The sequence below is a fragment of the Daejeonella sp. genome (genome assembly GCF_037719425.1).
GTDB lineage: Bacteria > Bacteroidota > Bacteroidia > Sphingobacteriales > Sphingobacteriaceae > Daejeonella.
Map to the genome: position 1 here is coordinate 1 of NZ_JBBJNI010000136.1, position 11,792 is coordinate 11,792.

The window sequence follows — 11,792 nt, forward strand, 5'->3', positions numbered from 1 at the left end:
CCTCTACAGGATTTATTATCTCAACCCCTTCCAGCTCTAACTCATGCTCTGCAATAATCTGTTTGATCTTCTCTTTATTACCTAATAAAATGGGAATGGCTATTCCTTCATCCTTAACAATTTGAGCGGATTTCAAAATTTTATAGTTATCTGCCTCAGCGAATACAACACGTTTTGGAGACGATTTTGCCTTGTTGGTTACTGCACGCAGCAACTTATCATCCATTCCTAAGCGGTTTTTCAGCACCTCGTTGTAAGCTTCCCAGTCGGTAATTATCTTCCGTGCCACTCCTGAATCGATTGCAGCTTTAGCCACTGCTGGCGATACAGCGGTTATCAGCCTGGGGTCGATCGGTTTAGGTATGATATAGTCTTTCCCAAATTTTAGGTTCCGTGAATTATAAGCAAGATTTACCGACTCAGGCACATTACGTTTAGCCAGTTCGGCGATCGCAATAACTGCAGCTTTCTTCATCTCCTCGTTGATACCAGTTGCCCTGACATCCAGCGCTCCTCTGAAAATATACGGGAAACCAAGTACGTTATTGACCTGGTTAGGATAATCAGAGCGGCCTGTGGCCATGATAATATCCTTCCGCGTATTACAAGCAAGCTCGTACGCTATTTCCGGATTGGGGTTGGCCATTGCGAAAACAATGGGATTTTTCGCCATTGTCTTCAACATGTCTGCTGTCAACACATCCGGCGATGACAGACCTATAAAAACATCAGAATCCTTTACAGCCTCAGCAAGGGTGCTGATCTTTCTGGAAGTAGCAAACTCAGCTTTAGTTCCTTCAAGGTTATCGCGGTCGCTGCGGATAACGCCAGAACGATCAAGCATCACGATATTTTCTCTTTTTGCACCCAGACTTACGTACAAGCGTGTACAGGAGATGGCGGCCGCACCTGCGCCGTTTACAACAATCTTAACTTTATCGAGCTTTTTCCTTTGTATTTCGCAAGCATTAATCAAAGCAGCAGCAGAAATAATCGCGGTACCGTGCTGATCATCGTGCATAACCGGAATAGACATAGCTTCTTTCAGCCTCCGTTCAATCTCGAAACACTCCGGAGCCTTGATATCTTCCAGATTTATACCTCCGAAAGTAGGCTCGAGAGCTTTTACGATCATGACGAATTCGTCAATATTCTTAGTATCAATCTCAAGATCAAATACATCAATGTCAGCAAATATCTTAAAAAGTAGGCCCTTGCCCTCCATTACGGGTTTACTTGCTTCGGGACCTATATCACCGAGTCCGAGTACTGCTGAACCGTTGCTAATAACGGCGACCAGATTACCCTTCGCGGTGTATTTATAAACATCTTCTTTGTTATCGGCAATTTTTAAACACGGCTCTGCGACACCTGGTGAATATGCCAGGGACAGGTCGCGTTGTGAATTTGTAGGCTTTGTTGGAACTACCTGAATCTTCCCAGGACGGCCCTGAGAATGGTAGTCAAGTGCGTCTTGTTTACGATTAGTCTTACTCATTAAATTTTTGAATTGATTAGTGCTTCAAAATTACAATTCTTTTCTTTTATATAATGAATAAACCTCGGCGCAGAGGATTATTAGCGCCTTTAACTATTAGACTATAATTGACTGATTATCAGTTTCATGCCCGGGACAATAGCTGATCTGGTCAACCCATTGAGAGCTTTTATTTTTGAGACGGTCATTCCGCTAAATTTCTCAGCTATGCCGGACAAAGTATCCCCAACTTTTACAACGTAACTCATATAAGCATTTTTCGTTGGCTGCGGCGAGGTTTTTGAAGGAGTTGACACCCTAATATTTTGATCGGTTACAACCGTGGAAGTTTTTAATCTATTCAGAACTTTCAGATCCTGAACCTCCACTCCATATTTATTGGCGATAACACTCATATTTTGACCAGGCTTAACGCGATGATAACCCGGTGTTTCTTTAACTATCTGCGAAGGGGTCTCTTTGACTGACGCTAAAATAACCGGGGATTTTTCGTTGTCCACGCCGTTAAGTACATCGTAGATAGAAGCAAAGAAACTGTTGTTCACTCCCGGGATTACGAGAGATTTCGGAGATTGAATCGATCCGTTTATAATCTGCTTTTTATAAGAAGGGTTCAAAACCAATAATTCTTTAAGATCAAGATTGGCTGCCTTCGCAATGCTTGATATTGATATCTGTCTCGTAACCTCGATCAAATCTGTGAATACATTAAAGTCCGCAGGCCTCGGTTGGATTCCGTGCTTTTGATAATTATTCATTGCGTAAACAGTAGCTATAAAAGCCGGAACATAGTTCTGCGTTTCTTTAGGGAGAAATGACCGGACTTTCCAAAAGTCGGGTACACCACCGGATTTTGCAATAGCTCTTGTTACCGCGCCGGTACCACAGTTGAATGCTGCAATAGTCAGTAGCCAGTCTCCAATCCTTTTGTAGGAGTCAAGAAGATAGTGTGCAGCTGCGTAACTTGCTTTTACTGGATCTTTACGTTCATCAACGTAGTTATCCATTACGAGTCCATAACCTTTGGCTGTCGTGTACATAAACTGCCATGGTCCAACTGCCCCCGATTTGGAAACCGCATGGGGATTCAGGGCTGACTCAATTACCGTCATAAACTTAAGCTCATCCGGAAGACCCGCTTCTCTTAAAGCTTTTTCGAAGATTGGAAAGTAATACTTAGACAAGCCCAGCATTTTCCCGATTTGTTCTTTCCGGTTAAGATATATGTCGACATAACCCTGAACATGTTCGTTGTAGTTTAGAGGAACAGATTTTTCAAGAGAATCAAGCCCGCGTTTATATGCTCGATGTTGAAATGAAAGTTCCGGATTTTCGGAGGAAGCAGAATCAAATATTGTGTCTGCCAGAGAGGTTGAATTTAGTATTGTTTTAATGGGTTCTGTTGTATGCGCAGATGCGATGGCGTTGACCCCGCTTAACATGCATAACAATACAAGCATGACAAAAGTAAAGGTTCTTATCATATAAAACTCAGCATTGCGGTTAAAACCGCCAGTTAAACAACAGTAAATCAAGAGCCAAGAACCACGAACCAAGATTTGGGCCTGGGTAATTCATGCGTCTTGATTCCTGGTTCTTGGCTCCTGGTTCATCTACTGATCCTCCAAGAGCTCCTCAATATCTTTTGAAAACGATAACAAGCTACCTTCTTCAAAACGTTTCCCCAAAAACTGTATACCTAACGGTAGACCCGCCTTGTTATTGCCCGCTGGTAAAGATATTGCCGGAATGCCCGCGAGAGATGCCTGAACGGTGAAAATATCAGCTAAATAATTAACCACCGGGTCATCACTAGACTCTCCAATAGTAAAAGCTGGAGTGGGGGCGGTTGGCAGCATTATGAAATCGAATTCAGATAAAATCTCATCTGTTTTGTCCCGTATAAGTCTTCGTACCTTTTGTGCTTTTGCGTAATACGCATCGTAGTATCCCGCGCATAAAACAAATGTTCCTAACACGATCCGGCGCTTTACTTCCGGCCCAAAACCTTCAGAACGAGATCGTTTATAAGTCGATTCGAGGTCCACTCCTTTTTCGCTGCGATATGCATAATGAATTCCGTCGTAGCGGGCCAGGTTGGATGACGCTTCTGCCATAGTTAATATGTAATACGTTGGAACCACATATTCAAGAAAGTGGAAAGAAACGGGTTCAACGGTATGCCCCTCAGCCTTCAATGAATTTATACTTCTTTCAAAAGCAAGTTTCACATCAGCATCCAAGCCTTCAGAATGAAGCGCCTCCGACAAATAAGCAATTTTCTTCTTTACCGACGAAGGTTTAATTTCTGAATAATCTGGAACTGATTTACTTGAAGAAGTACTATCATGTTCATCCGCGCCAGCGATAACTTCCAGAAGAAGCGAAGCATCGTCCACACAGCGGGTAATAGGCCCCACCTGATCAAACGAAGACGCGTATGAAATAATTCCATGTCTCGAAACACGGCCATAGGTCGGTTTTAAACCAACCACGCCACAAAAAGAGGCAGGTTGACGCACAGAGCCTCCGGTATCGGTACCAAGGGCGGCAAGGCAAAGATTTGCCTGAACGGCGACAGCAGCGCCGCCGGAAGAACCTCCAGATACTTTTGTAAGGTCCGCATTATTACGAACGGGACCATAATATGAAGATTCATTAGAAGCGCCCATAGCGAATTCGTCGCAATTAAGCCTGCCAATAATGATAGCGTCCTCTGCTAAAAGACGTTCTACAACAGTAGCGGAAAATGGAGACGTATAATTATCCAGTATTCTGGAAGATGCAGAAACCTTATGATTGATATAACAAATATTGTCCTTGATACCGATCACCATTCCGGCAAGCTTTCCCGAGGTTCCGGTAATTATTTTTTCTTGTATGATTAGGGCTGCAGATTTCGCTTCCTCGGAAAAGACCTCAAGGAACGCATTAAGTTCCTGTCGCTCTTCGATACGCTTCAGGTAATCAACAACAAGATCTGACAAATTTAGATCGCGGGAAACTAAAGCAGTTTGGATTTGAGCGAGAGATGAAAAACCTTCCATAAATGGAATGTGGTATTATACAGATTAAACAACTTAGCTAAGCTGCAAAAAGCTTACAAAGCTGCCTGTCGGGAGAGTAAATACTTCATCGTCTCTAAAGCATTACACCGGACAAAATTATAAAAATGATCTCTGTACCTCCCTAAATCATTTTAGAGATATAAAGATCATCTTACAGACAATTTTATTTGTTATCCTGATCTTTATGTGTAGTCGAGGCAGCATCGCCTTCGCCATTTTGAGCGGTTTTAAATTCTTTAATTCCTTTGCCCAATCCACGCATAAGTTCTGGAATTTTTTTACCTCCAAATAATAACAAGACGACCACTACAATCAGAATGATCTCAGTAACTCCAAGTCCCATTACCAACAAAGTTGAACTTAACATAATTTTTTTATTTAGTGTATGACTTTTGTTCTTCAGTATTTACTGAACCTGAATTCTCCGATTCAGCCACAACCGGTGCTTCAGGATCAACTTGAAAGGCATCTCCCTGTTCAGTTTGTTCCGCATGACCAGGAGCTTCGGGGTCGGGGTTAAAAGTTGTTTCACTTTTAACCTTATCCATATCTGCAGTAGCTTCAGATACAGTATTAATATTATTATGTATCTCTCTTTTGATACCATCAGAGGCATCTTTAAATTCTCTTAAACCTTTACCCAGGCCACGTGCCAGCTCAGGAAGCTTCTTCCCGCCGAACAGCAGCAGAACGACCAGAAATATGACTATCATTTCCGGCCCGCCCATATTCAAAAACAACAAAATTGAACTATGCATTTCTTAAAAAATCAATATACAAATATAGGCATTTAAAACTCCTAAAAATTAAATTAATTTGCCAGCCAGCCCGCAGGATTCATCGGCTCGGCGCCCTTCCTTACCTCAAAATGGATTTCGGTTGTTCCATCAACAGCATCGGTTATAACCGCGCCTATATTTTGCTTTAACGTAACTTTCTGCCCTCTTGATACACTTACTGAACGTAAATTCGAATAAACCGTAAAATATTCACCGTGGCGTATCAAAACAGCATAGGAACCGGCGAAATTTTGAACCGCAGCAACTTCCCCGGCGAATACCGCCCGTACCGCTGAACCTGGTGCCGTTTTTATGTCAACTCCGTTATTTTCGGTAGTAACATTCCTCCCGTAGGTGTGATTCCCGAAACCTTCGATGATGATTCCGTTAGTTACCGGCCATGGCAAGCTCCCTCGGCTCCCGAGAAAATCTGAGGATAATTTTGCCGACTCCGGTGTCGCAGCGAGAACACTTGATCCTCGTGAAATCGGCTTTGCGCCAGGAACTTCTTTATTTTCCGCTTTGGCTTTTGCAGCTGCAGCCCGCGCTTCTTCTTCTGCTCTCTTTCTCGCAGCTTCAATCTCCCGGTTGATTGCACTCGCTATTGCCCGGTTCAATGTGGCAGACTCTCTTTGCTTTTGGGAAAGCTCCTGTTTTAGTTTCTTCTCCGCGCGGCTGAGGCCTGTCAGTACCTTAGATTTGCTGTTCTTCTGGACACCTAAGGTACGTTTCTCCTTTTGCTGGTCGCTTAACAGATTACTTTTCTCCTGTTTATTACGGTCAAGCTGCTCAATTTTAATATTGAGATCTTTAGAGGTTCCTTCAATATACATAGCTTGTTTCTTGCGATATTCACTGAACTGCTGAAGGTATTTTAATCGTTTATAAGCCTGATTAAAATCCTGGGAAGCAAAAATAAACATCAGCTTACCATAGGAGCTTTGATTTCTAAAAGCAAAGAGAACCATTCCTGCATACTCCTTCTTTAGCTTATTTAATTGAGCCTGTAGCGAACGTACCGAATTGGTATTATCTGAGATCTGATTATCTAATAGCCTTACTTCAGAGTTGATAGTACTTATCTTTTCCTCTCTGAGGCGGATTTGTGCATTTAAGGCACGGATCTGTTTTAACGAAAGGTTTTTACTGCTTGAGGTTTGATTAAGGCTTCTATTGAGAGATTCAATTTCGCGTGTCAGGGCCTCCTTACGCCTTTTAAGCTCAGAGCTGCTTTGGCCAAAAGCAACAGAGCCAAGAAAGAAAATAGACAGGAATAAGAAATACCTCAGCAACTTCATTAAAACAAATGTATCTAATTTTTGATCGTATAACGATCGGGAACTCGAAATGGTATGTCAACAGGTCCATCTAATTCTATTTTGGAGAACTTAAGATCAAGACTGATTTTCTTACTTTTCGCCTGAGATTTCATCACAATGGAATGTGGAATCTGCTGCTGCGAAACCATCTGAAAGTCTCCGTAATGCACTAACAGGGATTGCGCTGCAGCAGCATCACTCAAGTCCGCTGTAACAACTTTATTCTGATCATTCAGCACAACCTTGTACATCATGGATCCTATACTGCTTCTCAATTCAGCCTGTGCCCCAGTCATGTTGACTTCGGTTGATTCTGTGACGAATTCCGATATCACATTACCAACCAGGATGGACTGCAAGGTTGCAAAATTGATCTTGTTGTTTGTGAACTCATACAGATAGCTAAAAGGCTTTTTTATGTACTCGTTTTCCAGACGGTTTATTACTCTTACGCTGTCCGGGGTTATTAAAGCCCGCGCAACTTCGAGCCCTGCGATTGCGGTAACGGAAACCCAAATCGCTTCATTGTTCTTTATCCGGATATTCATCGTTACATCATTCGAATTGCTGCCTATGCTAAGGGCTGCTTTAGCTTTTCCCGATAATGTGTTAAAGCTTGCCTGGCTACTTTTTACAGAAGCCAGCTTATTTGCCCTGACTGTATTCGCAGACTCAGCCGGTTGAGTCACGGCGACAGTCACAGAATCAGCCTTCGCGGTTGCCACTTTCTTTGCTTTACAGGATGCAAAAAGCCCTAATATTAATAATATACAAACACCCCTATTCAACATATCTCTTCTCATTAATTTTTTTATTTAAGTTTTCCGAACCTGCACCCGCCCCCCTGGCCTTTACCCATTGCTGCAAAGCGAGATCCTTGTCACCTAATAAATACAAAATATCACCATAATGTTCCACCTGCGTCGAATTATTTGCGGTATTATTCCTTAGCGCTTTTTCAATCCACGTTTTTGCCTCTGCATACCTTTTGAGCTTGAACAAGATCCAGGCATAAGTATCTTCCGAAGATGCGTTATTGGGGTCTAACTGAACAGACCGCTTAGACATCTTTTCAGCCTTATCCAAATTTTCTCCTCTCAATGATAGATAATAAGCATAGTTGTTAAGCACATAGCTGTTATCCGGATGTATTTCAAGAGCTTTCTCATACGACCGATCGGATTCCTTAAAGTTTTTTAGGGCATTATAAGAATCGCCAAGCGTTGAAAATATCTGGGTTCGGATCTCCTGATCTTCAGTTTCCAGGTCCGCGGCGTTTTTAAGGTACGACACTGCCTTATCATGCTTTTTCGTTTGAGTATATGCAATACCTGTATACAGATATAATTCCGCCTGATTTGGAAAAACCGCGAGGCCTGCTTCGCCATCGGTAATAGCCTGCTGGAAATCGCCCTGGCTTACTTCAATCCTTAATAACTGTTCCCAAATTTGGTAGATCTGATCATTGAGCTTAAGCGCCTTTTTGTAGGAATCACGGGCTTCGTTATATTTTTTCTCCTGAAAAAGCACATCTCCATAAACAGCAAATGCCTTGGCTTCATCCGGATGAGTTTTGGTCATAATTGACGCCAATTCATTTGCATAGGCTTTTGCCTTAAAATCAGCGAACATCGGGAAGAACGAAAGAACTATCCTCACCTTCTCATCAACACTCAGGATGGGATCAGCGAAAGCAACTTTCAGCTCAATAAATGTATTGTCAAACTGCTTTAAAGCTTTATAATTATCAGCGAGTGCCAGCCTGATCATCGCATTAGCGGGATCAACAGCTTTAGCCTTATTCAGGACCTCAATAGCTTTTTCACGATTTCCTGATTTGGTGTAGACTTCACTCAGATACAGATAATTGCGAACATCGTCAGGTTTATCTTTAATTTGCTTCTCCAGCTCCTGCTCCACTTTTTCAGGCTTTCCCTGTTGAAGGAGAATACGCTGTTTAGCAGCAGAGAGGTCCTGAGATGAACCAAACCTGGATTCGATTTCGTCGTATGCGGTAACAGCCTGATCAGTTTTTTTAAGGATCATAAAGGCATTTGCCCGATCATAATAATTTTCTTCCCTATCTGGTGTTAGTCTTATCAGCTCTTCAAGAACAAGTACCAATTCAGAAATATTGTTGGTCTTTTTATAGATCTCTGCTAAAAAGGACCAATACCATTCGTTGTCTGGTTTAACGGTGACGGCATTTCTTATCAGACGCTCGGCTTCGGTTGGCTTATTCTGAGCAAAGCTCATATTGGCCAGCTCATACATAGCCGCATCATTAGCCGGATCTATTTCGAGCACTTTGTTGAAGGATACTGCTGCCCGGGGATAATTCTCCATCAATTTTTCATGGAGCCCGTCAAAATAAATTTCTCTGGCCTGGAGACTATCCTTCTGGCTCAAAACCTTACCCACTACAATAACAGGCCCCTGATTTTTTTGGGCGTTAGCTTCGATCAGAGATATCGCCAGGGTAAATGTTAAAAGTAGTTTAGTTTTCATTTTTACAAGTAGCAATTATAGGGTATCAAACGGAGGTTCAGCCGAAACCTCCTATCCAAAGTTTTTGTTGCGGGAAACGTCCTATTCATACCTATTTCTCCTCAATATCCCCTACGATGTGTAAAATCGATTTAGATGCTTTTTCAACTCTCAACTTTCAACTTCTTAACTCTCAACTCAAAGTCCTGTGTGTCCATATCCACCAGCGCCACGAATAGTCTCTGTAAGGATGTTAACTTCTTCCCAGTTCACCTGTTCATGCCTGGAAATCACCATCTGTGCTATGCGATCGCCATTCCCTATCTCAAATTCTGTAGTTGATAAATTAATAAGCAGGATCTTAAGTTCGCCGCGATAATCTGCGTCGATAGTTCCGGGCGAATTCAATATACTGATGCCATGTTTCAATGCTAATCCACTTCTTGGTCTGATCTGTGCTTCGAAGCCAACTGGCAGTTCCATAAACAAGCCCGTAGGAATAAGCTTTCTCTCCATTGGAGCGATCATAATTGGTTCGATGAGATCAGCGCGCAAGTCCATACCCGCAGATGCCTCAGTTTCATAAGCCGGGAGCGCGTGTGCCGATCTGTTTATAATTTTAATATCCATATAATTCTCAACTCGGATTCCGGTGAAGGCCGGAATCTCCACACTCCACCTTCTTAATTGTCATTCCAGCGAAAGCTGGAACCTCTTCTCCACCTTTTAATATTCATTTTCCGGGCTACCAGGTAAAGAAGTGGACGTTTTAGTACCAAGTATGGCTATTAATCCTTTCCGTTCTATATAAAACGATACTAACGTAAATATAACAAACAGGGTATTTCCAACGATCAAATTACGGTTAAATACTACAAATGATACAAAAACGATAGTCGCCGCCGCAAATATGTACGCCAGATTCCTTCCTAAATCATAAGGAATTGGATAGTTTTTCTGTCCCCAAACGTAAGACAGTGCTGCCATTACAGTATAGACTGTAAGGGATATCCATGCTGATGCTACAAAGCTATAGTGAGGGATAAAAATAAGATTCAATATAATAGTCAGCAATGCTCCAACCCCTGAAATATATAATCCATAACGTGTTTGGTCCGACAATTTATACCAGATAGACAGATTAATATATATCCCGAGGCTGAGGTAGCCGAAAAGCAATACCGGGACTATTTTCAAGCCCGACCAGTATAATGTCTGCTGTTTAAGCGCGGCTGCACTAATTACATAGTCGCCTGTGAAATATTTAAAAACGTTCCCTCCGCCTATGAAATATTTAAGAAGTTCAATATTCGCCACTAGCAGTACAAATATCAGGCACACTGCAACCACGAAATAGTTCATGATGCGCGCATACGTTAGACTTGAATTTTTATTCTTTGAATGACTAAAGAAGAAAGGCTCAGCTCCAAGCCTGAATGCCTGGATAAAAATACTAAGAAATATGGCGATCTTACTGCAAGCGCCATAAATACCCACCTCTGTTTCCGAAATATCGGCCGGCAACAACCTCCCCAGAAATAACTTATCTACATGTTCATTGATTATAAAGGATATATTGGCAATCAGCACCGGAAGGCTATAATAAAGCATTTCCTTGAATAGCTTCCCATCGTATCGAAACCGGATCTGCAAAAGTTCAGGGATTAATAAAATAAGGGTAAGTACACTTGCTATAAGATTGGACAAAAAGACATAACCCACCCAGCCTTCACGGTACCAACTCGCAACAAAAGCCGCGCCCGGAAGATTCTTCTCAAGTATTGCAGGCGCTACAAATATGAAAAAGAGATTTAGTCCGACAAAAGTTAGAATATTTGCGAATTTTAAAATGCTGTACCGGATAGCCCTTCCGTCGGCTCTTACCTTCGCAAAGGGGATAACAGCTAATGCGTCAGCAACCAGGATCCCTATGAAATATCTGATATAAGTTCCATAATCCTCATTGTATTTTTTACCCTCCTGCATCCAGGCCGCGATATCCTCCACAAAAAGTGTTGAAAATGCCAGAAATACTGCGGATAAAGCAAAGATGGCTATAAACGTATTATTATATACTTTCTGCTTGTCGTTCTCGTACTTATTGAGATAACGGAAGAACGTCGTTTCCATACCAAAAGCAAGGATGGCGTTAAGGATCGAAGCCCAGGCAAACATTACTGTAAATATCCCAAAGACTTTAGCTGGATAAATACGGACATAAATCGGGGTCAGGATAAAATTGAGAAGCCTGGAGATAATAGTGCTTAACCCATAAATAGCAGTCTGACCCGCAAATTTCTTAATTGCTGACAATGAGAGGAATGATTAACATTATTTTCTTACAACTTCAAAATTACGATAGTTTTTGATTTCGCCTTCTTTGACCTCGACTTTTTCGACCGCGGAACGGTCAGAGCCTTTGTGGCAGAATTCAAGAAAAAGTTCAAGAGAAAAATCATCACCCTCTGCTTCTATGGCGACGGTACCATCTGGGGAGTTGCGCGCCGTTCCTTTCACGCCAAGCTGGTCGGCGACGGCTTTACTTGTAGCCCGAAAAAAAACGCCCTGAACCCGGCCGCTTACAACAATATCTAAATGTTTCATCTGTTTATTTAAAACGATAATCTACTAATTCGTTCTT

The 11,792-nt window shown here is 42.1% G+C and carries 11 protein-coding genes; all 11 read right to left on the bottom strand.

Translation table 11 applies throughout. The annotated features are described in order from the left end of the window. Positions 1 to 1,498: phosphate acyltransferase (locus WKF69_RS15505; protein WP_340383035.1), on the bottom strand; the 1,498-nt coding region annotated here is incomplete at its 3' end. Positions 1,499 to 1,599: 101 nt separating this feature from the next. Further along, positions 1,600 to 2,982 carry a LysM peptidoglycan-binding domain-containing protein gene (locus WKF69_RS15510; RefSeq protein ID WP_340383036.1) on the bottom strand — a complete coding sequence of 461 codons (1,383 nt, stop codon included), beginning with the start codon at positions 2,980 to 2,982 and terminating at the stop codon, positions 1,600 to 1,602. A 129-nt stretch (positions 2,983 to 3,111) separates the two neighbouring features. Further along, a complete protein-coding gene (gene gatA / locus WKF69_RS15515; protein WP_340383037.1) occupies positions 3,112 to 4,545 on the bottom strand; it encodes an Asp-tRNA(Asn)/Glu-tRNA(Gln) amidotransferase subunit GatA in 1,434 nt (477 codons plus the stop codon). Positions 4,546 to 4,729: 184 nt separating this feature from the next. Next, positions 4,730 to 4,933, bottom strand: coding sequence for a twin-arginine translocase TatA/TatE family subunit (locus WKF69_RS15520; protein ID WP_340383038.1), 204 nt, complete (start codon positions 4,931 to 4,933; stop codon positions 4,730 to 4,732). A gap of 7 nt (positions 4,934 to 4,940) precedes the next feature. Next, on the bottom strand, positions 4,941 to 5,324 hold the full coding sequence (locus tag WKF69_RS15525; RefSeq protein ID WP_340383039.1) for a twin-arginine translocase TatA/TatE family subunit: 384 nt from the start codon (positions 5,322 to 5,324) through the stop codon (positions 4,941 to 4,943). A gap of 53 nt (positions 5,325 to 5,377) precedes the next feature. Next, entirely contained in the window at positions 5,378 to 6,643 is a 1,266-nt protein-coding gene (locus WKF69_RS15530; RefSeq protein ID WP_340383040.1) for a peptidoglycan DD-metalloendopeptidase family protein, read from the bottom strand. A 14-nt stretch (positions 6,644 to 6,657) separates the two neighbouring features. Continuing rightward, the gene (locus WKF69_RS15535; RefSeq protein ID WP_340383041.1) at positions 6,658 to 7,467 is read right to left on the bottom strand and encodes a DUF4292 domain-containing protein; all 810 of its coding nucleotides are present in this window, start codon (positions 7,465 to 7,467) and stop codon (positions 6,658 to 6,660) included. Then, on the bottom strand, positions 7,445 to 9,172 hold the full coding sequence (locus WKF69_RS15540; RefSeq protein WP_340383042.1) for a tetratricopeptide repeat protein: 1,728 nt from the start codon (positions 9,170 to 9,172) through the stop codon (positions 7,445 to 7,447). The genes WKF69_RS15535 and WKF69_RS15540 overlap by 23 nt, the downstream gene beginning before the upstream one ends. Before the next feature lie 177 nt (positions 9,173 to 9,349). Then, on the bottom strand, positions 9,350 to 9,781 hold the full coding sequence (gene dut / locus WKF69_RS15545) for a dUTP diphosphatase (RefSeq protein WP_340383043.1): 432 nt from the start codon (positions 9,779 to 9,781) through the stop codon (positions 9,350 to 9,352). A gap of 96 nt (positions 9,782 to 9,877) precedes the next feature. Further along, on the bottom strand, positions 9,878 to 11,464 hold the full coding sequence (locus WKF69_RS15550; protein ID WP_340383044.1) for an oligosaccharide flippase family protein: 1,587 nt from the start codon (positions 11,462 to 11,464) through the stop codon (positions 9,878 to 9,880). A gap of 18 nt (positions 11,465 to 11,482) precedes the next feature. Next, a complete protein-coding gene (locus tag WKF69_RS15555; protein WP_340383045.1) occupies positions 11,483 to 11,755 on the bottom strand; it encodes an acylphosphatase in 273 nt (90 codons plus the stop codon). Positions 11,756 to 11,792: the final 37 nt, after the last annotated feature.